Source organism: Xanthomonas fragariae (assembly GCF_900183975.1).
Classification (GTDB): domain Bacteria; phylum Pseudomonadota; class Gammaproteobacteria; order Xanthomonadales; family Xanthomonadaceae; genus Xanthomonas; species Xanthomonas fragariae.
The window spans coordinates 311,425-337,103 of record NZ_LT853882.1 but is presented as its reverse complement, the minus strand read 5'-3'; the positions used below and the strand labels follow the sequence as shown (position 1 = coordinate 337,103).

The window sequence follows — 25,679 nt, the reverse complement described above, 5'->3', positions numbered from 1 at the left end:
ATGTCAGATATTGTTAAAGATAGCGAAATTTCAGTGGAGACGGCTCTTCTGCATGCGGGCTATCGCCACGACCCTCTCACCAAAGCTATCGCGGTCCCTATATACCAGACTACCGCCTACGAGCTCGACGGTAACTTGGCCAAGACTGCTGACATCTACAACGTTAAAAAAGACGGATTTACCTACACCCGCATCATCAATCCTACAACGCGAATTTTGGAACGTCGATACGCGAAAGTGGACGGTGCTGCAGATGCACTTGCGGTAGCGTCCGGACAGGCCGCTACTTTCCTCGCACTGATCAACCTGTGCAGCGGGCGACCGGGCGACAACGTGGTGGTTTCGAAGTATCTGTATGGAAATACTTGGAATCTATTTTTCAACACTTTCAAACGGTTGGGCATCGAGGCGCGATCAGCCGATCCTCGGGAGCTGGAGTCGTTCAATCGACAAGTCGACGATAGAACCATCGCGTTTTTCGGCGAAGTCTTTTCCAACCCTTGCGTTATTCCATTACCGGTCACAAAGCTAGCTGAAATCGCAAGATCCCATAGCATTCCGCTGGTTGTGGACAATACAACGACGCCATTGGTATGTAAACCCGCCTCACTCGGTGCGGCCATCAGTACCTATTCCGCCACAAAATACATCTGCGGTCACGGCACCACGCTAGGGGGGCTGGTGGTCGACAACGGTAATTTCGCTTTTGACAGGTCTCCGCGCCTGCCGCTACTCAACAACCCTGACGATGCCCATGGCGGAATACGTTGGCACGATGCTGTGCGTGAACTGGAAGACCTTGGGGCAAGCGCCTATTTGCTGAAAGCACGCATGACCTGGCTTCGCGATACTGGAGCTGCAATTAGTCCATTGTCGAGTTTTCAATTGATTCAGGGGTTAGAAACGTTGCATCTACGCATGCAACGCCACTGCGAAAACGCAGCAGTAGTCGCCTGCTTCCTGCAGAGTCACCCCAAGGTCAAAAGAGTTTCGTATCCAGGGCTTGCCACCGGACGTGAGCGCGACATCGTTGACGAACTGGTCGATGCGCGCTTCGGTTACGGCGCCATGATCATGTTCGAATTGGATGACGAGGCTGCTGGCCGGGCATTCATACAGAACGTTCGACTTATGTATCACGTGTCGAACGTGGGCGACGCGCGAACGCTAGTAACACACCCGGTCTCGACCACCCATACAACTGTGCCAAAATCTCAGCGCGAAGACGCCGGAATATTCGACGGATCGATTCGCATATGCATCGGCATAGAAGACGTTAATGATCTTGTTAACGACATCAAACGGGGTCTTGACACCATTTAATGATCAATCTGACAGGAAATCTTTTTATGGAAACGTCTCAGACGTGGAAGCTTAGAAACAAGCGATTCGCTACATTCCAATTTTCTCGCGATATCATGCGCGAGCTGGCTGGATTGCGTCCGGACAACATAACTGGAGCTTTGTATGTCCTAAAAGATTATATAGTCATTTTTTTCTGTACGGCTGTAACGATTCAGCTCGACTGGTGGCTTTACCCGATAGCAGTGCTTATCATTGGCGCGCACCAGCGTGGGCTAACGACCATCTCGCATGATGCGGCTCATCGAATACTTGCAAAAAATAAATGGTGGAACAATTTCCTCGGTACCACATTTGCCGCTTATCCTATCTTCCAACGGCACTGGGCTTATCGTGTTTCTCATGTACATCTGCATCATCCTCATCTAGGTGATCCGGATAGAGATCCCGACCTGAAGTTCTTCATAAAGTCTGGAGTTTATACAGTCCGCGAACCGCAAGAGTACAAGTTCCTGATCGTCTGGAAGGCGATTTTTGGCGGTGCGACGCTTCGCTATTTAGACTACCTATGGCACAACCGTTTCCTTGTTTTAGAAAAAAATGAGAAAAGCGTCGATAAATGGGGCTACATTATTGATTCCTATGGTTTTATATCGTTCTGGATATTAGTTATTGCAGGATTCGTTATTGCCGATTCACTACATCTTCTGGTCTTGTTCTGGTTGATTCCTTACCTTACTACGTTCCAAATATTGGGGTGGTTCACTGAGCTCGCTGAACACTCGCCGATGTGTGAAGTCCAAGAAAAAAATGTTTACCTAACGCGCAATCGAAAAGGCAACCTAATTGAACGTGTGTTGTTCGGTGTTAATTCCGATGAGTACCATCTGGAGCATCATCTATCGCCGGGCGTTCCGTTCTGGATGTTGAAACGCGCGCAAAAGATTCGAATGCGAGACCCTGGCTATGCTGAGATCGCAGATTCCTGGGGAGGTCTTTTTGTACGTGGTTCCGCGGGGCAGCCCAGCGTGATTTCCCAGTTGCTCGACCGAAACCGTCGACTATATGAACGCAACATGCACCTTACCGAACCGGGGTACATTGATAATGACGCCTGATCCCAATTATTTCATTCGTCCCGTTGTAGGCGTCACATCAAATCGCCATCTTGACGATGGGGTTCATCGGGATTGGCTGCGACGACGCTATATCGAAGCGCTCGACACCTATGCAGCCGTCGAATGTGTCATTCTTCCGACAATCGACGGAAATCTGTCTCGGGATGCCACCATTAAAAAGGTCCGTGGCCTAGTACGACGTCTTGACGGTCTGGTTTTGACTGGCGACGAGTCAAATCTCGACCCGAACATCTTTGACGAACATCAACGCGGTTGGGACCAGGCCGAAGACGACGTCATTCAAAATGAGCGAGACCGGCCGAGAGATCGTCTATCGTGTGTCGCGCTGTCGGTGGCAATAGAGCTGGCCATGCCGATCCTCGGCATTTGTCGAGGTCTGCAGGAAATGACTGTTCACAGGGGTGGAGTTCTGAATACCGATCTGTCAGTAGCGGGGTCAAGCTTGGTGCATAGAGAACCCGCCAATCTACCTCGCGATCAGCAATATCTTCCGGCACATGCGATTCGGATCGTGCCAGATGGACTATTGGCGTCCATTGTCGAGCAGGATCAACTCCGGGTAAATTCACTTCACAATCAAGGTGTAACTCAGACGGTACCCGGAGTTCAAGTCGAGGCTGTCGCTGAGGATGGCGTAATCGAAGCCATTTCCTACCAGACATCGGTTTTTCAGCTCGGTTTGCAGTGGCACCCAGAATGGCATGCGGCAAACGACGTTACCAGCCAGAGGATATTCCGGTTATTCGGCAATGCCTGCCAAGTATATTTGGCCGCGATGTCATCGCCAAGATAGCTGCAGCGCAGATGTCCAAGAGATTTTTTTATTAATTCAAGCGAATACCCAGTCACATATTTTCAAATTTATGGATATAAAGTTAACGGTATTGTTCGCTATTGCGTTTACGTGTGCAGTTGCCGTGCCAGGGCCGAACGTAGCGTTTGCCATAGCTCAAGCGCTCAAGCATGGAATCAAGATAATAGCGCCTTGCTCGTTCGGCTTTGGGTTGGCTACCGCGATTCACGCAGCCGTTGCGTTTTCGGGTATCGGTTTAGTAATTCAAGAATGTCCTTTAATCCTTAACTACCTGCGCTGGATCGGTGCGATCTATCTCACGTACCTTGCGCTCGTAGCGTTTTTCTACAAGCCGGGGCAGCGCGGCGTACAAGTAATGGATTCCGGCCCTTGGAAAATCTTTGCCGATACATTACTTGTTGCACTGACTAACCCAAAGGGATGGCTCGCGACCCTACTCACCTATCCCAGCTTTATCAGTCCTCGATTCTCTTACGTCCAGCAGGCGATTACATTGAGTCTGGCAGGAATGGTCATCTCTTTTTTTATCTACGGTGGATATATGCTACTCGCACAAAAGGCACGTTCCATTTTCGATAATGAATATAAAATAAATCTTTTTACGGGTTTTATTTATGCGATTGTCGCAGCTTTCCTGGCAATCATTTAATTTTCTTGAAATTCTTTGATTTTTAACCAAACGGACTTGCAGTCTCTTCATAAGAAATCGAAGGATACTTAGCTGAGGCTAAAAGTGCATGCCTATAAAAATGCCAAAGGGTTTGCCTTCTCGTCATATATTGGAGACAGAAGGACTCACACTAATAGACGAAGAAATACTTGTCGATCCGCATCAGCGTGCGCTCCGGGTAGGCTTATTAAATCTCATGCCTAACAAGACAAGTACTGAAACTCAAATAGCACGTCTACTGGGTGCTACACCTTTCCATGTCGAATTGATACTTATAAGAACTTCGAGCCATGCACCAAAAAATACTCCAATCGCACACTTGGTGTCGTTTTATGAGAGCTGGGTAGATATAAAGGAACAGATGTTCGACGGATTCATTATTACCGGCGCCCCTGTCGAAAAGATTCCGTTTGAACGCGTTGACTATTGGGAAGAACTGACAAAAATTTTACGTTGGACACAGACCAATGTCCGAAGCTGCTTAAACATCTGCTGGGGGGCACAAGCGGCTATGTATTATTTTCACGGGATGCCAAAGTACACTTTAGATGAGAAAGCTTTTGGTGTTTTTCGGCATTATATTCTAAAGGGAGAATCTCCATATTTGAGTGGATTATCCGACGATTTCTATATCCCAGTGTCGCGCTGGACAGAAATGCGGCAGGCCGATATCCCGGTCGATAGCGGCGTCTCCGTTCTGATTGACTCGCCGGACACTGGCCTGTGTTTACTTAGCGACCCCAAACATCACGCGCTTCATTTCTTTAATCATATTGAATACGAATCGCACACTCTGGCAGACGAATACTTTCGCGACCTAAAAATGGGAAGAGAAATTAATTTTCCAAAAAATTATTTCCCCGATGATCGTGAAGATATCCAGCCAAAAAATCAATGGCACAGTCACGCTCATCTGCTGTTCGGAAACTGGCTCACGCAGATGTTTAAAAGCCACGTTGGGCCTAAAATTTTTCCATGAATGAAAATTCCGCTCATCTAGCGCAAAGCGTGAATTTCTCTAATTCATCAGCACTAGATATTTCGATTTCCACGAATAAATTTAAGCGGATGACTATCGTCAATCTAAATGGTGAGAAATCTAATCTATGAAACAAGATGAACTTGAAGTAGCGGTTGCTTCCGGTGTAATCGACACCGTAATGGTGTGCATGGTGGATATGCAGGGCCGCCTCATGGGAAAGCGCTGTCATGCCGATTTTTTTATCCGTCATGGCTATGAAAAAAATCATGCTTGTAATTATCTGTTGGCTGACGACATGGACATGGTACCTGTACCAGGCTACGCGAGCGCCAGCTGGACCGGGGGTTATGGTGACTTCGTACTCAAGCCTGACCTCTCCACCTTGAGGCTGCTTCCATGGCTGAACGCAACCGCGCTGGTGATTTGCGATGTCTACGACGATAACGGCATGCCGGTGGGTCATTCTCCAAGGCAGATTCTGAAAAAGCAGTTGCAGCGGTTATCCGATCGAGGTATGCGCGCCAGCTTCGCCTCAGAGCTCGAGTTCTATTTGTTCGACGATTCTTATGATGCGATATGGAAAAAAAAATACCATGGAATGGAGACACTGGGGAATTACAATCAGGATTACCATATCCTGTCGACGACGCGTCAGGAGCATGTGATGCGCCCGATCAGAAACGGACTTTACGGTGCGGGGATCGCAATTGAATGCACCAAGGGCGAAGGAGGCCCTGGTCAAGCAGAAATTAATGTTCGCTATGCGGATCCTTTGCTGATGGCAGATCATCATACGATTATCAAACATGGAAGTAAGGAAATCGCTGCTCAGCACGGCAAAGCGATCACTTACATGGCGAAATGGGATGATGAGCTTGCTGGGTCGTCCAGCCATGTTCATTCGTCGCTCTGGTCGCTGGAAGGCCGATCCCTTTTTTACGATCAGGCGGCTTCCCACGGCATGTCCGATGTAATGCAGCGCTATTTAAGCGGAATGCTCAAATACGCAGGAGATATTACTCTTCTACTCGCGCCATACATTAACTCCTACAAGAGATTCCAGATCGGTACATTCGCGCCGACCAAGGTCGCTTGGGGGCATGAAAATCGGACGACTGGCTTCCGCGTTTGTGGCCAAGGTTCAGACGCTGTCCGCGTAGAGTGCCGTATAGGCGGTGCGGATATGAATCCTTACCTCGCCTTCGCGGGCCTGATTGCGGCAGGTCTGGCAGGCATCGACGAGAAACTGTCGTTGCCAGAACCATTTGCGGGCGACGCTTATCACGGTAAAGGATTACCGGAGATTCCGAAAACGCTGAGAGCTGCCATCGACATCAGTTCGCAATCGAAATGGCTGCACGAGGTGCTAGGCGATGAGGTCGTCAACCACTACATACACGCCGCGCAATGGGAACAAGCCGAATACGATAGGCGCGTTACGGATTGGGAATTGCTCAGAGGATTCGAAAGAGGTTGAGTTGCGGTTTGCTGGGAGATGTGGAAATGCGTGCGATCCAGCGACGTTTTCTAGCTGGGGTGCGCAGATGCCTGCGAACTGCGCGCCCCGGCATAACGCCCTTGGCCAGCAGCGCGCCGCCCTGCCCGTCCATCACAGCCCCTTGGCTGCCTGGGCAACCGCGCGGAACAGCGCGCGGCCTTTGTTCATCGTCTCCTGCCACTCCAGGTCGGGGTCGGAGTCGTAGACCACACCGCCGCCGGCCTGCACGTAGAGATAGCCGTCCTGGATGACCGCGGTGCGGATGGCAATCGCCGTATCGGCATCGCCGTGCCAGCCGATGTAGCCAACCGCGCCCGAATACACGTTGCGCTTGACCGGCTCCAGCTCGCGGATGATCTCCAGCGCGCGAATCTTCGGCGCGCCGCTGACGGTGCCGGCCGGAAAGGTGGCGCGTAGCACATCGCTGTAATTCAGGCCCGCTTTGAGCGTGCCGGTGACTTCGCTGACGATGTGCATGACATGGCTATAGCGTTCGATCACGAATTGCTCGCCGACTGTCACTGTGCTAGGTTCGGCGACGCGGCCGACATCGTTGCGACCCAGATCGATCAGCATCACGTGCTCGGCGCGTTCCTTCGGATCAGCCAGAAGCTCGGCTTCCAGCGCCTTGTCCTGCTCGGCCGTGGCACCGCGCGGACGGGTGCCGGCAATCGGCCGCACGGTCACCACGCCATCGCGCAAACGCGCCAGAATTTCCGGCGATGAGCCGACGACCTGCGTGCCACCGACATCGAGAAAATACATGTACGGCGATGGATTGAGCGCCCGCAAGGCGCGATACACGTCCACCGAGCGCGCACGGAAAGGTACGCGTAACCGCTGCGACGGTACCACCTGGAAGATGTCGCCAGCGCGCACGTATTCCTGCGCCTTGCGCACCACCGCGTGATATTCCTCGCGGGTGAATGAGGAGTGGAAATCCGCTTCGTCGATCGCGTCGGAAATCTGCGCCTGCGGATAACCTGCGCCACCCTGACGCAAGCGATGCGCCAGCTCGTCCAGACGCCGGTTGGCGCGCACGTAGGCCTGCGGTTGGCGCGGGTCGGCATGCACGATCAGGTACAAACGCCCCTTGAGATTGTCGAACACCGCCAGCTCTTCGGAGAGCATCAGCAGGATGTCGGGGGTGCCGAGTTCGTCGGGTTTGTCGCCGCTGCCCAGCCGCGGTTCGATGTACTGGATGCACTCGAAGCCGAACCAGCCAACCAGGCCGCCGGTGAAGCCGGGCAAGCCATCGAGCTGCGGCACCGAGTGCTCGGCGCGCAGGGCGTCGACCTCGGCCAGCGGGTCGGCGACCTCGCGGGTTTCGAGCACTTCGCCGTGCTCGCTGATGTCCAGCGTGTGGCCGCGGAAGCTGTATACGCGCCGCGCCGGCAGGCCGATGATGGAATAGCGCCCGAAGCGTTCACCGCCTTCGACCGATTCGAACAGATAGGTGTAGGCGCCGTCGGCGAGCTTCAGATAGACCGACAGCGGCGTGTCCAGATCGGACAGCACTTCGCGGACAACGGGGATACGGGTGTGACCTTCAGCGGCCTGGCGCTGGAACTGCTCTGCAGTGATCAAAACGACTTTCCTTCTGGGACTCTGTGGCGGGGCGGACGACGGCAACGGGCCACCATCGCCACCAGCGGCGAGCGGAAGAGAAGGAGCGTGGAGTCGTCAGGCGGGACACGGGGCTACTGTAGCGCAACTGCTGGCCCAGGGCAGCAGGCAGCTAGCGGAGCCGTTCGAATTGCGAAGCTGCAGGCGGCAACGGTGCTGCTCGGCATGGCCGGTTGCACCGACCGCAATCACATCTGCGCGCCGCCCTTCCAACTCCCGATTCTCAAACTCCAAGCAACGGGCAATCGACAGGCAAATGCATCCGCAACCGCGCCGGTGCGCATTCGATGCGGAAATGCAGCGAAGTCTCCGGTTCGCCGTCCAGGTTCAAGGTCAGCGGCTGATGAGAGCTGATTTCCAGCCACGGCAGGCGCGCGCGCACGGCCACACGTTCCAGCGCGGCCTGTTTGCCGCCGGTGACCAGCGCGCCAAGCGTGGCGGCGACTTCGCCGTTGAGCGCGGGCACGATGGTGACGTCGAGCAGGCCATCGTCGATCAGCGCTTCCGGGCACAGCGCCTGACCGCCGCCGGCCTGACGCCCGTTGCCCAGGCCCAACGCGATGAACTCGCCTTCCCAGTCGAAATCCGGGCCGCTGAAGCGGGCGCTGATCGGGTCGATCCGGCCCAGACGCGACATGCCGGTGATCAGGTAAGCCAAGCCGCCGAGCATCTTCTTCAAGCCTTCATCGGTTTCGACGGTGACCTGGGTGCCGAAGCCGCCGCTGGCGACGTTGGCGCACCAGTGCGGGCCGTGTTCGGCATCGATGCGCAGCAGATCGATCGGTTGGGCGGCACGCTCGGCGATCAGATTCAGCGCATTGAACGGCTCGATCGGCAGAGTAGCGGCAGTGGCGAAGTCGTTGGCGGTGCCCAGCGGCACCAGGCCCAGCGACGGCAGCGTGGCAGCGTCGGCATCGTGATGCGCGAGCGCGGCAGCCACTTCGCTCAGGGTGCCGTCGCCACCGGCGGCGACCACCGTGTGCACACCATCGGCAACCGCTTCGCCGACATAGCGCTCGGCGTCGCCGTCTTCCCAGGTGACCCGCACGTCCAGCTGGATGCCGCGCTTGCGCAGCGTTCCCACCGCCTCACGCAGGTCCGGATTGTCGGTGGACTTGCCGTTGAGGATCAGACGCCAGTGGAGCGGGGCCATGCGCGCTGCCGATGCTGTAAGGGTGATGGGCGCAGGCTAGCAGCGGGCCGATGCGTGGATCGTGAATGGGGCAGCGCCACCGGGCTGTCATTGGCACGTCATCGATCACACGGAGGATGGAAGGCCATAGCAGGGACGATGGGCGGAGGCAGGATCAGCCTCCAATTTTCTCGAAGGCCGCTCCTGTTGGGGCGGCCTTCTTTTTGCGTAGCGCATTGTTGTGCGGTGCACTTGCGCTCAAGCGCCAGCCGCAAACGCCACCAGCCGCTCGCCGTCGAGCCGGTACATGGTCCAGCCATTCATCGGGCGCGCACCGACGGCCTGGTAGAAGTCGATGGCGGGTTGATTCCAGTCCAGCACCGACCATTCGAAGCGGCCGCAGCCACGCTGCACGGCCAACTGCGCGAGATGGCGCAATAACGCCAGGCCGGCGCCCCGCCCGCGCGCTTGCGGACGCACAAACAGGTCTTCCAGATACAACCCGTTGCGGCCGAGCCAGGTCGAGTAGTTGAAGAAATACACCGCAAATCCCAATGCCTGGCCGTGGTGCTCGCAGATCAGCGCGTGCGCAGTGGCGCCGTCGCCGAACAAACTGGCGCGCAGATCCTCCGGGCTGGCCTTGACCGCATCGGGCTCGCGCTCGTACACCGCCAGCGCGGTGATTAACGCGTGCAGCAGCGGCGCATCGTCGGGCGTGGCAGCGCGGATCTGCAGCGTGGTGGGGCTCATCGCACGGCATCCACCGCTGCGCGCATCTGCGCGATCACGTCGGCATAGTCGGGCGCATTGAAAATCGCCGAGCCGGCGACAAAGGTATCGGCACCGGCTGCAGCAATTGCGCCAATATTGTTGGCCTTGACTCCGCCATCGATCTCCAGCCGGATCGGCTTGCCCAGCGCGTCGATCTGCGTGCGGATGGCACGCAGCTTGTCCAGCGCCGAGAGAATGAAGGCTTGCCCACCGAAGCCGGGGTTGACCGACATCACCAGCACCAGATCCAGCTCTGGCAGCACCCACTCCAGGATATCCACCGGCGTGGCCGGGTTGAGCACCAGCCCGGCCTGACAGCCATGCGACTTGATCAGCTGGATGGTGCGGTGCACGTGGCGGCTGGCTTCGGGATGGAAGCTGATCGTGGTGGCGCCGGCGTCGGCGAAGTCCGGCACGATGCGGTCCACCGGCTCGACCATCAGGTGCACGTCGATCGGCGCGGTGATGCCGTGCTTGCGCAGCGCCTGGCACACCATCGGACCGATGGTGAGGTTGGGCACGTAGTGGTTGTCCATCACGTCGAAGTGCACCCAGTCGGCGCCGGCCTTCAGAACGTTGTTCACCTCTTCGCCCAGACGGGCAAAATCGGCGGACAGGATGGACGGGGCGATCGCCGTCGGTTGCATATGGGCAGCTCGTCAAAGAACGGAAGCCGCATTGTCGCAGGCGGGCAAAGCCGGTGCATCCGCAACGGTCGAAGCGGCGTATGCACTCGACCGGCGCACCGCGCCTTTTGCAAGGACACCGTATGGAGACCACCCCGCTCGCCTCTGCCGCGTTCGCTCTGTTGGCCCTCACTCCGTCTGCCTGGGCGCAATCCGGCCCGGCCGACTGGTCCGGTTTCTCGATCGGAGCCAATGTCGGCGGCGCCGATCTCAGCGGCGTCTCCGGTGGCCGCTTAGGCTTCGACACCAATCTGGACGGCCGCGAAGGCGACCAGGTCAGTACCGCCACCGGTGCAGATGCGTTCTCGCCCGGGTTCTGCGGTGGCGCCGCAGCCGGACGCACACCGGCCAGCGGCTGCAGCAACGACAAGGGCGGTGTCGAATACGGTGCACGGCTGGGTTACGACTGGCAGGCCGGCAACTGGGTCTACGGCGTGGTGGCCGAATACACTCGCAACGATCTACGCGACAGCGTCAGCGCCTTCAGCACCACCCCGGCGTTCTACACCTTCACCCGCCAGCTCAACCGCACCGCCGCACTGCGCGGCCGCATCGGCCATGCGTTCGGCGAACAAGGCGATTACCTCGCCTATTTCACCGCCGGCGTGGCACGTGGCGAGTTCGACCACAGCTTCTCCAGCAGTAACACCGCCAACAGCTTCACTAGCAGTGGTGGCGACAGCGCCGACGGCTATCAGGCCGGCCTGGGCCTGCAGCGCCGCTTGAGCGACAACGTCGCGGTAGGCGTGGAATACCTGTTCACCCGTCTGCAGGACGAAGACACCCGCGTGCGCGTTGGACCGGGCACTGCGCCGGCGACCAACCCGTTCCTGCGCGTCAATCCGGCCGGCACCGATCTGCGTCGAAGCGATACCGATTTTTCGTCGAATGCGGTGCGGCTGACGGCGACGTACCGTTTCTGAGTTTTGGTGTCTGCGTGACCACGACGCCTGACCAATCACTGGTCGGGCGTTTTAGTGCATTAGTGCATTGATGCCAGCTTCGATCCAGGAGCAGGTCGCCGCACGGGCTCGTGCCGATACCAGATACGCGACCTGCAATTAGCGTTTGCGCAATCGCTGGATGCGGTCGTAAGCGGCGTTGATCTGGCTGGCTTTTTTCTCGGCCTGACGGCGTGCTTCCGGGTCGGCATTGGTCACCTTGTCGGGGTGGTAGCGCGACATCAACCGGCGATAGGCCAAATCGATCTCGGCAGTGGTGGCGTCCGGCTCCAGCCCCAGCGGTTCATACGGGTTTTCCGCACGACGCTTGAACCAGCCGGCGTCCACCGCGTGCCCAATCGCCAGGCCGATCATCAGCCCCACTACCGGTGCCCCGCGGAACAGCAAGGCACCGGCGAGTGCACCGAGCAGTTTTCCGTACCAGGACATAGGCAATCGGGGCGGGGAGGCTGGTTGGCGATCTTACCCGAACGCACACTCGGCTTGGCTGCCAGGGCGCGCACAGCGACCGCCCGGCTGACTCCAGTCAATCCAGCGGAACGCGCCGAAGCGCCGTACACTACGCGGCCCGCTGCCCACCCGCGGGCCCGCCGGGTCCCGGGGACAGCGTCATTGCGACGTCCTTAGGAGTGCCTGTGTCGACCACGCTGTTGCAATCCGATCTGCCCGGCCTGCCGTTGCGTCACCGTGGCAAGGTCCGCGATGTCTTCGCCATCCCTCGCGACCGCCTGCCCGCCAACGCGCCCCCGGGCGACTATCTGTTGATGGTGGCGACCGACCGTCTATCTGCGTTCGACGTGGTGCTGCCCGACCCGATTCCCGGCAAGGGCGAGATGCTCTGCCAAGTGTCCAACTTCTGGTTCCACAAGACCGAACACCTGATGCCCAACCACTTGGTCGACATCACGGTGGATCAGGTGCTGCCCGAGGGCGTGGACCCGGCGTTGTACGCCAAACGCGCAGTGGTTACGCGCAAGCTCAAGCCGGTCCCGGTGGAGGCGATCGCACGTGGGTATTTGATCGGCAGTGGCTGGAAGGATTATCAGCGCACCGGCAAGATCAGCGGCATCGAATTGCCCGACGGCCTGCGTCAGGCCCAGAAACTTCCCGAGCCGATCTTTACCCCTTCGACCAAGGCCGCCGTCGGCGACCATGATGAAAACATCGACTTCGATGCGATGGTCAAGACCGTCGGAGCCGAACTGGCCGAGCGCGTGCGCGATGCCACGTTGCGTATCTACCGTTTTGCCGCCGATTACGCGGCCGAATGCGGCATTCTGCTGGCCGATACCAAGTTCGAATTCGGCACAGACGCCGATGGCCGCCTCTACATCATGGACGAGATGCTGACCCCGGACTCCTCACGTTACTGGCCGGCCGACCAGTACGAACTGGGTACCAGCCCGCCGAGCTACGACAAGCAGTTCGTCCGCGATTATCTGGAAACCCTGGACTGGGGAAAAACCGCACCTGGCCCGAGCTTGCCGGCCGAGGTGATCGAACGCACGCGGGCGAAATATGCTGAGGCACTGCAACGGCTGGCAAATATTTCGGTTGGTTGATTGTTGGAGCCTGCGCGCTGATTGTGCAGGCTGAAGACCATGGTGCGTGTGCAGATGCCACGCACCTAATGCACCGCCTGCTGCGCAGCATTAACCATACGTCATCGATAGCGACGAGATGATGCTGGGCCATGGAACGATCACTGCGATGCGCTCCACTCGGCGGCGATGTGGTGGTGCATTCACGGCGCGGAGTGATGCGTCAATTGAGTCAGACCATGGAGACCAACCTGCGTCCGGCGATCGTACCGGGTAATGCGCATTACGGCGTTGCGTTGACCTGGGACTATTTCCGCACCACGCATGCGCGCAGCGGCATCGCCAACGATGGCGCCGGTGCGCGTAGCCGCGTGCATTACGGTAGCCGCTACAACAACGCGTTGTGGTCGGACAGCTGTTTGTGCATGATCTTCGGCGATGGCGACGGCAGCACATTCACGCCGCTGGTGTCGGTGGATGTGGCCGGCCACGATGATGACCCACGGCGTGACCAGCCGGCGTGCGCAATTGGTGTATTCGGGCCAATCGGGCGGTTTGAACGAAGCTACTTCCGACAGCCGGGGCACGATGGTGGAGTACTACGCCAACAACAGCGCGCAGCCGGGTAATTACCTGATCGGCGAGAAAATCGTGCCCGGGAACAGCAACAGCACGCTGGCATTGCGCTACATGTTCAAGCCCAGCCTGGATGGCGATTCGCCGGACTGCTAAGAGCCTGTTCACGATCTTTTGAGTAGAAGCGCCAAGAAGGCCAGATGGATGAACTGCAAGCTGGTGTTGAGTTTGCGCTCGCAGTTCTTCCACAGCCTTCGGTTTTTCTCCAGCCAGGCAAAACTGCGCTCGACGATCCAGCGCTTGGGCATGACCTTGAAGGTGTGCAGTTCGCTGCGCTTGGCAATCTGCACCGTGAGCTGCTCGCCTAGAATCTCTCGTACGCCTTCGGCAAACGGTACTCCGGTGTAACCACTGTCGCACAGCAGGCTTTGTACATGCGTCAAGTTTGACTGACAGCGCTCCAGCGCCTGCAGCGCACCTTTGCGGTCGGTCACCTCCGCCGTCGTCACCGCGATGGCATGGGGCAACCCCTGGGTATCAACAGCGATATGCCGCTTGATGCCCGACACCTTTTTGCCCGCGTCATATCCCTTTTGCCCGGCTGTGTCCGTGTTCTTGACGCTCTGCGCGTCCACGATCAAGAACCTGCTGAAGATGTTGCGCTCCTGTTTCTGGCGGGCCACGCCAACCTGATTTTTTGAGCGCCCGCTCCAGCAGGCTCACTCCTTCATCGTCGCACTCGCTCCACTTGGCAAAGTACGCGTGCACGGTCCGCCACTTCGGAAAGTCGCTGGGTAGCGCTCGCCATTGGCAACCGGTTCGCAGCACGTACAACACTGCGCACCACACCTCATACATATCCACTCGGCGTGGCTTGGTGCGCTTGCGCGCTTGTTCTAGGATCGGGAGGATGTGTTCGAAACGCTCCCGGCTCATGTCGCTCGGATAGGTTTTTTGGCGCATCCGCAGAGTCTGCACCAATCAGGAAAGATCGTGAACAGGTTCTAAGGCAGCGCCCGGGGCTCGCTCGACGCGCACTACAACTCGGGCGTGGCCAATGACTTCTATTATCTATCGGCCGAAGGCGCAGTGGTGCCGAGTGGCTTCGGTTCGGGCACGAGTTAGAACGTGACGCAGGCCGGTTTGGTCTGCAACGGCAATACCGCGTTGACGGCGATCGGACGCGCCGCGGCCAGCCGCATCTGGTAGCGCGCATTGGCGGTCTGTATGACCTGCTCGAACAATTACGCGGCCGCACGCCGGGCAACGTTGAGCGCGGCCACCGATCTGTATGGCAGCGCCTCCACGCAGTACCGCGCGGTTGCGCGCCGCGTGGAGCGCGGTGTCGGTGAACTGATGTGCCCGCGCCCCTCGCCACGCGATCGACGGGTGGCGAGGGGCACGGCTGCCACAGCACTATCGGCGCGCGTATGCTTGGGTCATTCCTGGGAGGGAACATGACCGAACGCAGCACGACCGCACGACCGATCGATCGCTATTTCGCCAGTTATTCCGACGATCATCAAAACGCGACCAATCAGCAGATTCATGTGCTGGCGGTGCCGGCGGTTCTGTGGTCGGTCGTAGCATTGCTGTGGTGCATTCCGGTCGGCGGCACCTTGTTCACCAGTGGCATTTGGGCGGCGCTGTCGATGTTCGCGGCATGGTCGTATTACAACCGGCTGTCGCGCCAGCTCGGGCTGGGGATGCTGGGGGTCTTTTTTTTCTTCGGCTGCCTGTGCCGACTGATCGAGGGCAGTATCGGGCTGACCGGATTGTTCACCGCGGCGCTGACGGTCTTCGTAGTGGCATGGATTGCGCAGTTCGTCGGTCACACGATCGAAGGCCGTAAGCCAAGCTTTTTGACCGATCTAACGTATCTGCTGATCGGGCCGATCTGGTTATTGGCCAAGTTGTATCGTCAGCTGCGCTGGCGATATTAGGATCCACTGACAGGCCGAAGAGTGGCTAAAAAGTCGCCCCTGAAAAACCCCAACCACCCAACGACCGCAAGGCCTTGATGTCTGCACCGGCGTGCCAAAACTACCAGTGTTCGCTACGCTGAAGGCTGGTTTCTGGCAATTTGCGCCTATGCGTACACGCCGTCCTGCTGCCGAGCACATGCCTGCCGACGAGTTGTTTCGTTCGCGGCTGGAGAACCAGATCGATCTGCGTCATCCGCTGGCGCGGCTGAGCCAACGGATGCCGTGGGCGGCGTTGGAGCAAGCACTTTCATCGCGCTTGCCGGCCACCCAGGCCGGTGGCGGTCGGCCGGCATTGCCGGTGCGGCTGATTGCCGGTTTGCTCTACCTCAAACACGCCTACGACCTGTCCGATGAAGCGGTGTGCGAGCGTTGGCTGGAGAATCCGTACTGGCAGTTCTTCACTGGCGAGGTCGTGTTCCAGACGCGTTTGCCGTGCGATGCCAGCTCGCTGACGCGCTGGCGGTAGCGCCTGGGTGAGGCCGGGATGGAAGAGCTGTTGGCGCACACCATCAACGCCGCGCATGCGATGCAGGCGGTGGACGCACGCGAGTTGTCGCGGGTGATCGTGGACACCACGGTGCAAGAGAAGGCGATCGCCTATCCGACCGACAGCCGTTTGCTGGAGGTGGCACGCAAGAAGCTGGTGTTACTGGCCAAGCGGCACGGCATCGGATTGCGGCAGAGCTACGCGCGGCAAGGCCCGGCCCTGAGCCGCAAGGCAGGTCGGTATGCGCATGCGCGCCAGTTCAAGCGCATGCGGCGCGTCCTGCGACGTCAACGCACAGTGCTGGGACGGCTCGTGCGCGACATCCAACGCAAACTCGATCAGGTAAACACCGGCGTGCGCGAGCGCATCGCTGTCTGGCTGGAACGTGCGCAACGGCTGTACACGCAGCGTCCGAAGGACAAACAAAAACTGTACGCATTGCATGCCCCAGAAGTGGAATGCATCGGCAAGGGCAAGGCGCGTCAAGCGTACGAATTCGGCGTCAAGGTCGGCATTGCAGTCACTGCCTGCAAGGGATTGGTCGTGGGTGCACGCAGCTTCCCGGGCAACCCGTACGACGGCGATACCTTGGCCGAGCAGCTGGAGCAGACACGCGGGTTGCTGCAGGATGTGAGCGTAGAACCGACGGTGGCGATCGTGGACCTGGGCGATCGCAGGCGCGAGGTCGATGGCGTGCAGGTCCTGCATCGCGGCAAGGCTAAGACGCTGACGCGACGGCAATGGCGCTGGATCAAGCGACGGCAGGCGGTGGAGCCATCTGAAAGACGACTGCCGGTTGCGTCGCTGCAGGCTGAAAGGTGCCCAAGGCGATGCGCTGCACGTGTTCGGCTGCGCCGCCTGCTACAACCTGCGCTGGCTGCTGCGCTGGATCGCGTTTTTGCGTGCCTGGATGCGGGCGATGGGATGGTCATCCTTGAGCGCCGTGCCGCTGTCACCGACGGCACTTGGCGCTTGAAGGGGATTTTTCAGGGACGACTAAGAGCCTGTTCACGATCTTTTGAGTAGAAGCGCCAAGAAGGCCAGATGGATGAACTGCAAGCTGGTGTTGAGTTTGCGCTCGCAGTTCTTCCACAGCCTTCGGTTTTTCTCCAGCCAGGCAAAACTGCGCTCGACGATCCAGCGCTTGGGCATGACCTTGAAGGTGTGCAGTTCGCTGCGCTTGGCAATCTGCACCGTGAGCTGCTCGCCTAGAATCTCTCGTACGCCTTCGGCAAACGGTACTCCGGTGTAACCACTGTCGCACAGCAGGCTTTGTACATGCGTCAAGTTTGACTGACAGCGCTCCAGCGCCTGCAGCGCACCTTTGCGGTCGGTCACCTCCGCCGTCGTCACCGCGATGGCATGGGGCAACCCCTGGGTATCAACAGCGATATGCCGCTTGATGCCCGACACCTTTTTGCCCGCGTCATATCCCTTTTGCCCGGCTGTGTCCGTGTTCTTGACGCTCTGCGCGTCCACGATCAAGAACCTGCTGAAGATGTTGCGCTCCTGTTTCTGGCGGGCCACGCCAACCTGATTTTTTGAGCGCCCGCTCCAGCAGGCTCACTCCTTCATCGTCGCACTCGCTCCACTTGGCAAAGTACGCGTGCACGGTCCGCCACTTCGGAAAGTCGCTGGGTAGCGCTCGCCATTGGCAACCGGTTCGCAGCACGTACAACACTGCGCACCACACCTCATACATATCCACTCGGCGTGGCTTGGTGCGCTTGCGCGCTTGTTCCAGGATCGGGAGGATGTGTTCGAAACGCTCCCGGCTCATGTCGCTCGGATAGGTTTTTTGGCGCATCCGCAGAGTCTGCACCAATCAGGAAAGATCGTGAACAGGTTCTTAGGTGGTACATGCCGATTCCGAGCGGCGCCCGCGTGGCGGTGAGCGCAGTCATTTTGATAGCCACTCCACGCACGAGCGCCAATTGCGCGATCGTGCTCCCTGGCGGCAGGGACTGCTCGACCAGTGCGATCCCTGCGCATCACCCGCATCTACCAACCACTGCTTGCCAGGGTTACCGGCCACGGATGAACGCGTGCGCTCGGTCCGTGCGATCAATCGAAGTTGGGGCGGCGCACTACGCAGGTCTTCAAAGCCGGTAGACGTCCAAGCAGGCGTCACTCACCAATACCGAGCTCTTCCGGCAATGGCCGAAACGCACGCGGTGCATAGCCGAAATCGCGGCGTGCCGGTTCCAGATCGAACACCAAGTCATCGCGCATGCGCTGCAGCGCGGCGGCATTCATGCCAGGCAGCCACCCCAGGCGTTGCGCAACGGTAAGCGCAAATCCAAACAGGCGCGGCTGCACCCGATACAGCCGTGCAGGCCGTGGCAGCGCTTCGAGCACGCGCTGCACCATTTGGGTGTAAGCCAACACCTCACCACCGCCCACCGCATAACTGCGCTGCTGGGTGGCCGGCTGGGTAACCACTGCCAATGCGGCGCTGGCCAGATCGTCCACATGCACCGGCTGACGCAGGCCGGTGGCATTGGCGGGCAGCACGAAGGCGCCGGTGCGCTGCGCCAGCCCGGCGATCCGGCTAAGCGTAAGGTCGCGTCCGGCACCGTAGACCAGCGTCGGGCGCAGCACGGTTGCGGTCGCGCCGCGCGCCTGGGCTGCGGAAAACAGGGCTTGTTCGGCGTTGGCAAGGCGCTGAGCCAGATCGCGCTCGGCCGCGTCGATCGAATGTTGCTTGACCTCCACGCTGGTCGAGCCGAACGCCACGATGCGCGGCGCCAGCACCGGGTTTTCGGCATACCAACGTGCGAAATGATCCAGCGGACCGCAGCTGAAGATCACCTCGAAGGCTGCACCGGCTGCCGCCGGCACGGCTAGATCGCCCTGTCGCCAGATCAGCCCGGAGCGCGCGGCACGCGGTTGACGCGACCATGCCGTCACTTGCCAACCGCGGCTCAGCAGCCGCATCAGCAGACGCTCGCCGATCTGCCCGCTGCCGCCGAAAACCAGGGCGCGTGGCGCAGATGCAGCGGTGGACGGATGGGGATTGGCGGCGGTCACGTGGCAGCTACACGGTGATCAATGACTGCAGCATACTGAGTGCAGCGCAGTGGTGCGAAGCCAATCCAGCGCGAATTTAATCCCACGCGCAGCGACGACGTTGACGCGGACGTCAGTCAACGTTTTGTTAAGCTCCCTGGCCTGCTCGCGAATCTCGTGTTCCCTGCATGCCTTTTTCGTTGGAAATCCTGCTTGCGCTGCCTTTCATCATGGCGGCCGCCACCGCGCTGCTCTGGCGCACATCCCGTTCGATCACTGCGTGGTTGGCTGCGGCTGCACCGTTGGCCGGGCTGCTGGTGCTGGCCCTGTTGACGCCAGCGGTGCTGCGCGGTGAGGTGATTGGCAGCGAACATGCATGGTTGCCGCAGATCGGCCTGATGTTCTCGCTACGGCTCGATGGCCTGGCCTGGATGTTTGCGCTGCTGGTGCTGGGCATCGGCGCATTGGTGGTGATGTATGCGCATTACTACCTGAGCGCACGCGATAGCGCCTCACGCTTTTTCGCCTATCTCATGCTGTTCATGGGTGCGATGCTCGGCATGGTGTTGTCGGGCAATCTGTTGCTGCTGATGGTGTTCTGGGAACTTACCAGCATCAGTTCGTTCTTGTTGATCGGGTTTTGGTCGCATCGCAAGGATGCACGCGAAGGTGCGCGCATGGCCTTCGTATTGACCGCTGGCGGTGGATTGGCGTTGTTGGGCGGCGTGTTGATGATCGGCCGCATCGTCGGCAGTTTTCAGCTGGATGCAGTACTGGCTGCCGGCGATGTGATTCGCGCCAGCCCGCTGTACCCATATGCGTTGGGGCTGGTGCTGCTGGGGATTTTCACCAAGAGCGCGCAGTTCCCGTTCCATTTCTGGCTGCCGCACGCGATGGCCGCGCCCACGCCGGTGTCGGCATATCTGCATTCGGCCACCATGGTGAAGGCCGGCGTGTTCCTGCTGGCGCGCCTGCACCCTGCGCTGGCCGGCACCGATCTGTTTCTCTACACGGTCACCAGCATCGGCGCGATCACGCTGTTGCTGGGCGCCTGGCACGCGATTTTTCAGCATGATCTCAAAGGTGTGCTGGCGTACTCGACCATCTCGCATCTGGGCTTGATCACGATGCTGTTTGGTTTGTCCACGCCGATGGCGATGGTGGCCGGCGTGTTCCATATCCTCAACCATGCGTTGTTCAAGGCCTCGTTGTTCATGGCTGCCGGCATCATCGACCACGAAACCGGCACGCGCGACATGCGCAAGCTGGGCAATCTGCGTCGCTTGATGCCGGTCACCAGCGCGCTGGCGATTACCGCATCGCTGGCGATGGCGGGGGTTCCGCTGCTCAACGGTTTCTTGTCGAAGGAAATGTTCTTCGCTGTTGCGTTGGAGACCGAAGCGCCGCAGCTGATGCGCATTCTGGCGAGCATTGCTGCGCTTCTGGCCGGTCTGCTCGGCGTGGCCTACAGCTTGCGCTTTGTGCACGACACTTTCTTTGGCGAAGGCCCGCGCGATCTGGACACCACGCCGCATGAGCGACCGGGCTGGATGCGGATTCCGGTAGACGTGCTGGTGCTCACGTGTGTGGCCGTCGGCATCGTGCCGGCGTGGACTGTGGCGCCGGTCTTGCGCGCCGGTGCAAGTGCAATTCTTGGCGGCAAGCTGCCCGACTATAGCCTGGCGTTGTGGCATGGCTTCAACTGGCCGCTGGCGATGAGCGTCGCCGGTATGATCGGCGGCATGCTGTTGTACATGGCGCTGCGCCGCACGTTGGATCTGTACGCGATCCAGAACCGCTCGCCGGGCAAGGCATTGTTCCAATGGAACCAGCGCGCGCTGTTTGCCGGCGCCGCACGCATGACCGATGCGGTCACCAACGGCAATCTGCAGCGCATGTTGATGTTGCTGGTGCTGAGCGCAGTGGTGGTTGCGCTGGTGCCGTTCCTGCAAGGCGGCACGTTGGCGGACTGGCCTGCGCCCACGCCGATGCCGTTACTGGGTTGGATGGTGTGGCTGCTGATGATGGCATGTGCGCTGGGCAGCCTGTTCTTGTACCAGCAGCGCCTGCTTGCGGTACTGGTGCTCGGCGGCACCGGCCTGGCGGTCAGTTTGACCTTCGTGTTTTTGTCGGCGCCGGATCTGGCGCTGACGCAGTTGCTGGTGGAGATGGTGACGCTGGTGCTGATGTTGCTGGCGATGAATTACCTGCCCGAGCGGTCGTTGCCCGAGCGTGCACGGTTACGCAAGATCCGTGATGCGTCAATTGCCATCGTCTGCGGTGCAGGCTTGGCAGCGTTGGCCTATACGTTGATGACACAGCCCAGCCGCACCGTTGCTGGCGAACTGCTGCAACGCGCGCTGCCGGAAGCTTACGGGCGCAATGTGGTCAATGTGATCCTGGTGGATTTCCGCAGCTTCGATACGTTCGGAGAGATCACTGTATTCGCGATTGCCGGGCTGGTGGTGCACGCCTTGCTGCGGCGCTCGCGCATGGCACCTGAGCGCACCATGCCCGGGCCGCCGATCAAGTTGCCGGTGCCGGCCGATCTTGCGCAAATCATGTTTCCGCTGACGCTCACGGTGTCGTTGTTCCTGTTCCTGCGTGGCCACAACGCGCCTGGCGGTGGCTTTATCGCCGGCCTGGTGCTGGCGGTGTCGCTGCTGATGCAGTACGTGATCCAAGGCAACGCATCGGTGGAATTGCGCTTCGGCTTCGACTACATCCGCCTGATCGGTATCGGCCTGCTGTGCGCGCTGGTAAGCGGCGCGGGTTCGCTGGTGTTTGGCATGCCGTTTCTGAGCAGCGGGCATCTGGAGATTCCATTACCGCTCTTGGGCAAGCTGGAACTCGCCAGCGCGTTGGGCTTGGATATCGGCGTGTATCTGGTGGTGTTCGGTGCAGCGATGTTGATGCTGTCGATGATGGGCACGATCAAACCTTCGCGTACGCGCAGTTCGCAGCGTGGCGAGATCGACCCTACCCAACGTTCGACACGCACTGCGGAGCAGCATTGATGGAATTGGCAGTGGCAAGCGCAATCGGCGTTCTCGCCGCGTTGGCAATCTATTTGTTGCTACGCGCGCGCAGCTTCGATGTGATTCTGGGAATGACGTTCCTGTCGTACGCGACCAACCTGCTGATCTTCGCCGGTGGGCGGCTGCGTAGCGGCCAGGCTCCGGTGTTGCGCGACGGTGTACCTGCCGACCTGATGCATTCCACCGATCCGCTACCGCAAGCACTGGTGTTGACCGCGATCGTGATTGCATTTGCGATGACGGCGGTGAGTCTGGTGCTGGCAATCCGCAGCCGCAGCGACAACCGGAGCGATCATGTGGATGCACACGAAGATGCCGCCACCGGTGTGGATACACGCCAGGCGCGGCGATGAATCATCTGCCGATCCTGCCGATCCTGATCCCGATGCTGGGCGCGTCGGCGTCGCTGTTTGTCGAGCATCGCCGCTATGGGCCACGCGTACAGCGCACGGTGGCATGGGTGAGCATGGCCTTGCTGGCAGCGGCAGTCATCGCCTTGTTCGCGCGTGCCGCCGACGGCAAGGTACTGGTGTATCTGCTCGGCGATTGGCCGGCGCGTATCGGCATCGTGCTGATGGGCGACCGCTTGTCGGCGTGGATGTTGTTGACCACCTTGATCCTGGGCGCGGCCTGCCTGCTGCACGCCTGCGCTGGTTGGGACCGGCGCGCGCCGCATTTCCATGCCTTGTTTCAGTTCCAATTGATGGGCTTGAACGGCGCGTTTCTGACCGGCGACATTTTCAACCTGTTCGTGTTCTTCGAAGTGATGTTGATCGCTTCCTACGGCCTGCTGCTGAGCGGCGGACGCGGCCTGCAGATGCGTGTCGGCCTGCATTACGTGGTGTTCAACGTGTGTGCGTCGACGTTGTTTTTGATCGCGCTGGGCTTGTTGTTCGGTGTGTTCGGCACGCTCAACATGGCCGAGCTATCGCACCGCATCGCCGATCTTCCGGCGCAGCATGTGCCGTTGGCCAAGGCCACGCTTGGCTTGTTGCTGTTGGTGTTCTGCAGCAAGGCCGCATTGTTGCCATTGTATTTGTGGCTACCGGAAACCTATTCGCGTGCGCCAGCAGCGGTGGCCGCGTTGTTCGCGATCATGACCAAGGTTGGGCTATACGCCACGCTGCGGGTGTCGTCGCTATGGTTTGGCGTTAGTGCCGGCGCACTGCATGGCTTCGGTCGGCATGCACTGCTGTGGCTGGGCATTGCAACCCTGCTGATGGCCGCGTTCGGCGTGATGGCTGCATCGCGGCTGCGGGTGATGGTGTCGTACCTGGTGGTGTTTTCGGCAGCGACGTTGTTCATCGCGTTCTCGTTGGATGATGCCGGCGCAGTGGGTGCAGGCCTGTACTACTTGCCGCACAGCAGCTTCGTAGCGGCCGCGTTGTTCATGGTGTCGGATCTGATTCGGCGCCGCTGCGGCAGTGCCAGCGATCGCAAGGAGGTGGTCGCGCCGCTGCCGCGACGTGGAAAGCCCGGCACCATGTTCATGATCGCCGCGATCGCTGTGGCGGGCCTGCCGCCACTGTCGGGATTTCTTGCCAAGGTAGCCTTGTTGCAGCACGTGCCCGCAGGTCTGGTCGGGCCGGTGTGGGCCGCGATCCTCGGCAGCAGTCTGTTGGTGGTGATCGGCCTGACCCGTGCGGGTGTGCGTCTGTTCTGGCGCGTGCCAGCCGCCGTGGAAGGCGCGCCCGAGTTGCAGCCGCAACGGCGCGGTCGCATGCGACCGGTGGAAACTGCCGCCACCGTGGTGTTGCTCACCGGGCTGGTAGCGATGACCGTGGCGGCAGGGCCGTTGATGCGCTACACCAATGCCGCCGGTGCACAGTTGCGCGACCCGGGCGCGTATGTGCAGCAGGTCCGCGCCACTACGCCGCAGCGGAGACAGCCATGACCAGGCAGGTGCCGTTGAAGCGCCGCATGTTTCCATCACCACCATTGAGCGTGACGGTCTTCGTGTTCTGGCTGCTGCTCAGCGACAGCTTCGGCCCGCAGCAATGGGTGCTGGGCGCATTGCTAGGCTGGGTGGTGCCGATGTTCGCTGCGCGATTGGACCGCGAGTTCGCACAAATCGGCTCGCTGCGCTCGGTGCCGCGCATGCTGCTGGTGGCCGCGGGCGACATCGTGCGCTCCAACATCCAGGTCGCCGGCCAGGTGCTCGGCCCGGAGTCGCACATCCATCCGGGCTTCATCTGGGTGCCGCTGGATATCGCCAACATCCACGGGATCGCCGCGCTCACCAGCATGATCACGCTGACCCCCGGCACAGTGTCGGCGGCGCTCTCGGAAGACCGTCACTATCTGCTGGTGCACGTGCTGCACCTGGACGATCCGGACGCGTTGATCGCCCAGATCAAGAATCGCTACGAAAAGCCCCTGATGGAGATCTTTCCATGACCGGCCACATGTTCATCGAATCGACCATCGTCATCTGCACGCACGCGGTGGGCCTGGCCATGCTGATGGCGCTGTGGCGGCTGCTGCGCGGGCCGACCGTGCCCGACCGCATCCTGGCGCTGGACACGCTGTCCATCACCGCCATCGCCGAGCTGATGCTGTGGGGCATGTATCTGGATTCACCGATCTACTTCGAGGCCGCATTGGTGATTGCGATGCTGGGCTTCGGCAGCACTGTGGTGCTGAGCAAATATGTGCTGCGCAGGAGCATTGTCGAATGATCGCCTTGACCGAATATCTGCTCAGCGCATTGCTGCTGGTCGGCACGTTCTTCATCCTGATCGGCGCGTTCGGGCTGGTGAAGTTGTCTGACTTTTTTAAACGCCTGCATGCACCGACCAACGCCAGCACATTAGGGGTGGGCTGCGTGCTGCTGGCCTCGGTGGGCTATCACCTGTTCCTGGGCGTGGACCCGCAGCCGCGCGAATTGCTGATTACCGTATTTTTGTTCATCACTGCACCGATCAGCGCGCATTTGATGGCCAAGGCCGCGCTGTCGCTGATGATGGAAAACCGCCCGGAAGTGCCGAATCATGGCCAGATGCACAGGGAAGCAGTACCGCAGCTGCAAGGCGATGCAGGCGAGGACGGACAGAGCGAGAAGCAGCATCCTGGGCCGCAATCGGAGCAGCATCAAGCAAGCTCTTAACAACTCTCCCATGAGCCTTCGATCAACAACCGAGGCGATCGCCGCGATGCGTAAGCACATGATTTTCATGCATGGACAATCGGCGCGTTTGAGCAAAATTCTTCCTGATTAGCCCTGACTCTCAGCTATAGAAATTACTCGCTGCGCGTAGACCTGGCTCAGTACATGGTTTGGATTGCAGCATGGCCATGGCAAGTCGCGGCAGCATCGCGCGCAAGCAGAATCTGCGATCGAAACGATAGGAGACTTGGGCCAGAGAATCTCTTGCGTGTTTGCCTTGCGCGATGGCCTCAGGCACGCCACTGATTGCAGGTTTGAGATTAGGGAACCTCTGAACAACGCACTTCAAATGCGC

23 protein-coding genes and 4 pseudogenes are annotated in these 25,679 nt (G+C 59.5%); 18 read left to right on the top strand and 9 right to left on the bottom strand.

What is annotated here, in order from left to right; all coding sequences use genetic code 11:
* The 6 genes from PD885_RS01510 to PD885_RS01485 all read left to right on the top strand — a co-directional run bounded on the left by PD885_RS01510 (position 1) and on the right by PD885_RS01485 (position 6,384).
* A complete protein-coding gene (locus tag PD885_RS01510) occupies positions 1 to 1,323 on the top strand; it encodes an O-acetylhomoserine aminocarboxypropyltransferase/cysteine synthase family protein (protein WP_002808261.1) in 1,323 nt (440 codons plus the stop codon).
* Between the two features lie 26 nt (positions 1,324 to 1,349).
* Positions 1,350 to 2,420, top strand: coding sequence for a fatty acid desaturase family protein (locus PD885_RS01505; RefSeq protein ID WP_002808264.1), 1,071 nt, complete (start codon positions 1,350 to 1,352; stop codon positions 2,418 to 2,420).
* Positions 2,410 to 3,234 (top strand): gamma-glutamyl-gamma-aminobutyrate hydrolase family protein, encoded by an 825-nt coding sequence (locus PD885_RS01500; RefSeq protein ID WP_002808266.1) that lies wholly within the window; start codon positions 2,410 to 2,412, stop codon positions 3,232 to 3,234. Before PD885_RS01505 ends, PD885_RS01500 begins: the two co-directional genes overlap by 11 nt.
* Complete coding sequence (locus PD885_RS01495; RefSeq protein WP_002808268.1) at positions 3,191 to 3,904, top strand: LysE family translocator; 714 nt, start codon at positions 3,191 to 3,193, stop codon at positions 3,902 to 3,904. Before PD885_RS01500 ends, PD885_RS01495 begins: the two co-directional genes overlap by 44 nt.
* Before the next feature lie 88 nt (positions 3,905 to 3,992).
* Positions 3,993 to 4,904 (top strand): homoserine O-succinyltransferase, encoded by a 912-nt coding sequence (locus PD885_RS01490; RefSeq protein ID WP_040762622.1) that lies wholly within the window; start codon positions 3,993 to 3,995, stop codon positions 4,902 to 4,904.
* 127 nt (positions 4,905 to 5,031) lie between these two features.
* Positions 5,032 to 6,384: a glutamine synthetase family protein gene (locus tag PD885_RS01485; protein WP_002808270.1), complete on the top strand. Its 1,353-nt coding sequence runs from the start codon at positions 5,032 to 5,034 to the stop codon at positions 6,382 to 6,384.
* 132 nt (positions 6,385 to 6,516) lie between these two features.
* On the opposite strand, the gene trpE is transcribed toward PD885_RS01485, so the two are convergent.
* The 4 genes from trpE to rpe all read right to left on the bottom strand — a co-directional run bounded on the left by trpE (position 6,517) and on the right by rpe (position 10,581).
* On the bottom strand, positions 6,517 to 7,992 hold the full coding sequence (gene trpE / locus PD885_RS01480) for an anthranilate synthase component I (protein ID WP_002808272.1): 1,476 nt from the start codon (positions 7,990 to 7,992) through the stop codon (positions 6,517 to 6,519).
* Between the two features lie 262 nt (positions 7,993 to 8,254).
* The gene (gene yegS, locus PD885_RS01475; RefSeq protein ID WP_002808273.1) at positions 8,255 to 9,184 is read right to left on the bottom strand and encodes a lipid kinase YegS; all 930 of its coding nucleotides are present in this window, start codon (positions 9,182 to 9,184) and stop codon (positions 8,255 to 8,257) included.
* Positions 9,185 to 9,421: 237 nt separating this feature from the next.
* On the bottom strand, positions 9,422 to 9,913 hold the full coding sequence (locus tag PD885_RS01470; protein ID WP_002808274.1) for a GNAT family N-acetyltransferase: 492 nt from the start codon (positions 9,911 to 9,913) through the stop codon (positions 9,422 to 9,424).
* Complete coding sequence (rpe, locus tag PD885_RS01465; RefSeq protein ID WP_002808276.1) at positions 9,910 to 10,581, bottom strand: ribulose-phosphate 3-epimerase; 672 nt, start codon at positions 10,579 to 10,581, stop codon at positions 9,910 to 9,912. Before rpe ends, PD885_RS01470 begins: the two co-directional genes overlap by 4 nt.
* A 122-nt stretch (positions 10,582 to 10,703) precedes the next feature.
* On the opposite strand from rpe, the gene PD885_RS01460 reads away from it, so the two are divergent.
* Positions 10,704 to 11,543 carry an outer membrane protein gene (locus PD885_RS01460; protein WP_088056613.1) on the top strand — a complete coding sequence of 280 codons (840 nt, stop codon included), beginning with the start codon at positions 10,704 to 10,706 and terminating at the stop codon, positions 11,541 to 11,543.
* 138 nt (positions 11,544 to 11,681) lie between these two features.
* On the opposite strand, the gene PD885_RS01455 is transcribed toward PD885_RS01460, so the two are convergent.
* Positions 11,682 to 12,011, bottom strand: coding sequence for a J domain-containing protein (locus PD885_RS01455; RefSeq protein ID WP_002808280.1), 330 nt, complete (start codon positions 12,009 to 12,011; stop codon positions 11,682 to 11,684).
* Positions 12,012 to 12,217: 206 nt separating this feature from the next.
* On the opposite strand from PD885_RS01455, the gene PD885_RS01450 reads away from it, so the two are divergent.
* Together PD885_RS01450 and PD885_RS01445 are read left to right on the top strand one after the other, a co-directional pair.
* Positions 12,218 to 13,144, top strand: coding sequence for a phosphoribosylaminoimidazolesuccinocarboxamide synthase (locus PD885_RS01450; protein ID WP_040762623.1), 927 nt, complete (start codon positions 12,218 to 12,220; stop codon positions 13,142 to 13,144).
* 254 nt (positions 13,145 to 13,398) lie between these two features.
* A pseudogene (locus PD885_RS01445) lies at positions 13,399 to 13,852 on the top strand (M4 family metallopeptidase); the annotation flags it as partial.
* An 11-nt stretch (positions 13,853 to 13,863) separates the two neighbouring features.
* On the opposite strand, the gene PD885_RS01440 reads toward PD885_RS01445, so the two are convergent.
* Positions 13,864 to 14,662, bottom strand: a protein-coding gene (locus PD885_RS01440) for an IS5 family transposase (RefSeq protein WP_088056611.1) whose coding sequence is annotated in 2 segments (ribosomal slippage) — positions 13,864 to 14,392 and positions 14,391 to 14,662 — 801 coding nt in all. Because the reading frame shifts where the segments join, the coding sequence is not laid out codon by codon here.
* A gap of 48 nt (positions 14,663 to 14,710) precedes the next feature.
* On the opposite strand from PD885_RS01440, the pseudogene PD885_RS01435 reads away from it, so the two are divergent.
* The 3 genes and pseudogenes from PD885_RS01435 to PD885_RS01425 all read left to right on the top strand — a co-directional run.
* A pseudogene (locus PD885_RS01435) lies at positions 14,711 to 15,056 on the top strand (M4 family metallopeptidase); the annotation flags it as partial.
* 100 nt (positions 15,057 to 15,156) lie between these two features.
* The gene (locus tag PD885_RS01430; RefSeq protein ID WP_002808284.1) at positions 15,157 to 15,642 is read left to right on the top strand and encodes an Mpo1 family 2-hydroxy fatty acid dioxygenase; all 486 of its coding nucleotides are present in this window, start codon (positions 15,157 to 15,159) and stop codon (positions 15,640 to 15,642) included.
* A gap of 148 nt (positions 15,643 to 15,790) precedes the next feature.
* Positions 15,791 to 17,147, top strand: a pseudogene (locus tag PD885_RS01425) (IS5 family transposase).
* Between the two features lie 32 nt (positions 17,148 to 17,179).
* Here the strand turns inward: PD885_RS01425 and PD885_RS01420 are convergent.
* Together PD885_RS01420 and PD885_RS01415 are read right to left on the bottom strand one after the other, a co-directional pair.
* Positions 17,180 to 17,978, bottom strand: a protein-coding gene (locus PD885_RS01420) for an IS5 family transposase (RefSeq protein WP_088056611.1) whose coding sequence is annotated in 2 segments (ribosomal slippage) — positions 17,180 to 17,708 and positions 17,707 to 17,978 — 801 coding nt in all. Because the reading frame shifts where the segments join, the coding sequence is not laid out codon by codon here.
* Between the two features lie 320 nt (positions 17,979 to 18,298).
* Positions 18,299 to 19,201, bottom strand: a complete 903-nt coding sequence (locus PD885_RS01415; RefSeq protein WP_002808289.1) for an NAD-dependent epimerase/dehydratase family protein — start codon at positions 19,199 to 19,201, stop codon at positions 18,299 to 18,301.
* 167 nt (positions 19,202 to 19,368) lie between these two features.
* Between PD885_RS01415 and PD885_RS01410 the strand changes: the two genes are divergently transcribed.
* Genes PD885_RS01410 through PD885_RS01385 form a run of 6 tightly spaced genes read left to right on the top strand, consistent with a single transcriptional unit; the run spans position 19,369 to position 25,324 of the window.
* On the top strand, positions 19,369 to 22,197 hold the full coding sequence (locus tag PD885_RS01410; RefSeq protein ID WP_088056612.1) for a monovalent cation/H+ antiporter subunit A: 2,829 nt from the start codon (positions 19,369 to 19,371) through the stop codon (positions 22,195 to 22,197).
* Positions 22,197 to 22,571 (top strand): Na+/H+ antiporter subunit C, encoded by a 375-nt coding sequence (locus PD885_RS01405; protein ID WP_002808294.1) that lies wholly within the window; start codon positions 22,197 to 22,199, stop codon positions 22,569 to 22,571. Before PD885_RS01410 ends, PD885_RS01405 begins: the two co-directional genes overlap by 1 nt.
* Positions 22,568 to 24,112, top strand: a complete 1,545-nt coding sequence (locus PD885_RS01400; protein WP_002808311.1) for a monovalent cation/H+ antiporter subunit D — start codon at positions 22,568 to 22,570, stop codon at positions 24,110 to 24,112. Before PD885_RS01405 ends, PD885_RS01400 begins: the two co-directional genes overlap by 4 nt.
* A complete protein-coding gene (locus tag PD885_RS01395; RefSeq protein WP_002808313.1) occupies positions 24,109 to 24,615 on the top strand; it encodes a Na+/H+ antiporter subunit E in 507 nt (168 codons plus the stop codon). The genes PD885_RS01400 and PD885_RS01395 overlap by 4 nt, the downstream gene beginning before the upstream one ends.
* Positions 24,612 to 24,896 (top strand): K+/H+ antiporter subunit F, encoded by a 285-nt coding sequence (locus PD885_RS01390; protein WP_002808316.1) that lies wholly within the window; start codon positions 24,612 to 24,614, stop codon positions 24,894 to 24,896. The genes PD885_RS01395 and PD885_RS01390 overlap by 4 nt, the downstream gene beginning before the upstream one ends.
* A complete protein-coding gene (locus PD885_RS01385; protein ID WP_002808317.1) occupies positions 24,893 to 25,324 on the top strand; it encodes a Na+/H+ antiporter subunit G in 432 nt (143 codons plus the stop codon). Before PD885_RS01390 ends, PD885_RS01385 begins: the two co-directional genes overlap by 4 nt.
* Before the next feature lie 121 nt (positions 25,325 to 25,445).
* Here the strand turns inward: PD885_RS01385 and PD885_RS20290 are convergent.
* Positions 25,446 to 25,646, bottom strand: a pseudogene (locus tag PD885_RS20290) (IS1595 family transposase); the annotation flags it as partial.
* Positions 25,647 to 25,679 lie beyond the last annotated feature (33 nt).

What these genes read in the sequence shown, in the direction of transcription:
- PD885_RS01510 (WP_002808261.1), top strand. Translation starts at nt 1, where the DNA reads ATGTCAGATATTGTTAAAGATAGCGAAATTTCAGTGGAGACGGCTCTT.
- PD885_RS01505 (WP_002808264.1), top strand. Translation starts at nt 1,350, where the DNA reads ATGGAAACGTCTCAGACGTGGAAGCTTAGAAACAAGCGATTCGCTACA.
- PD885_RS01500 (WP_002808266.1), top strand. Translation starts at nt 2,410, where the DNA reads ATGACGCCTGATCCCAATTATTTCATTCGTCCCGTTGTAGGCGTCACA.
- PD885_RS01495 (WP_002808268.1), top strand. Translation starts at nt 3,191, where the DNA reads ATGCCTGCCAAGTATATTTGGCCGCGATGTCATCGCCAAGATAGCTGC.
- PD885_RS01490 (WP_040762622.1), top strand. Translation starts at nt 3,993, where the DNA reads ATGCCTATAAAAATGCCAAAGGGTTTGCCTTCTCGTCATATATTGGAG.
- PD885_RS01485 (WP_002808270.1), top strand. Translation starts at nt 5,032, where the DNA reads ATGAAACAAGATGAACTTGAAGTAGCGGTTGCTTCCGGTGTAATCGAC.
- yegS (WP_002808273.1), bottom strand. Translation starts at nt 9,184, where the DNA reads ATGGCCCCGCTCCACTGGCGTCTGATCCTCAACGGCAAGTCCACCGAC.
- PD885_RS01470 (WP_002808274.1), bottom strand. Translation starts at nt 9,913, where the DNA reads ATGAGCCCCACCACGCTGCAGATCCGCGCTGCCACGCCCGACGATGCG.
- rpe (WP_002808276.1), bottom strand. Translation starts at nt 10,581, where the DNA reads ATGCAACCGACGGCGATCGCCCCGTCCATCCTGTCCGCCGATTTTGCC.
- PD885_RS01460 (WP_088056613.1), top strand. Translation starts at nt 10,704, where the DNA reads ATGGAGACCACCCCGCTCGCCTCTGCCGCGTTCGCTCTGTTGGCCCTC.
- PD885_RS01455 (WP_002808280.1), bottom strand. Translation starts at nt 12,011, where the DNA reads ATGTCCTGGTACGGAAAACTGCTCGGTGCACTCGCCGGTGCCTTGCTG.
- PD885_RS01430 (WP_002808284.1), top strand. Translation starts at nt 15,157, where the DNA reads ATGACCGAACGCAGCACGACCGCACGACCGATCGATCGCTATTTCGCC.
- PD885_RS01410 (WP_088056612.1), top strand. Translation starts at nt 19,369, where the DNA reads ATGCCTTTTTCGTTGGAAATCCTGCTTGCGCTGCCTTTCATCATGGCG.
- PD885_RS01405 (WP_002808294.1), top strand. Translation starts at nt 22,197, where the DNA reads ATGGAATTGGCAGTGGCAAGCGCAATCGGCGTTCTCGCCGCGTTGGCA.
- PD885_RS01400 (WP_002808311.1), top strand. Translation starts at nt 22,568, where the DNA reads ATGAATCATCTGCCGATCCTGCCGATCCTGATCCCGATGCTGGGCGCG.
- PD885_RS01395 (WP_002808313.1), top strand. Translation starts at nt 24,109, where the DNA reads ATGACCAGGCAGGTGCCGTTGAAGCGCCGCATGTTTCCATCACCACCA.
- PD885_RS01390 (WP_002808316.1), top strand. Translation starts at nt 24,612, where the DNA reads ATGACCGGCCACATGTTCATCGAATCGACCATCGTCATCTGCACGCAC.
- PD885_RS01385 (WP_002808317.1), top strand. Translation starts at nt 24,893, where the DNA reads ATGATCGCCTTGACCGAATATCTGCTCAGCGCATTGCTGCTGGTCGGC.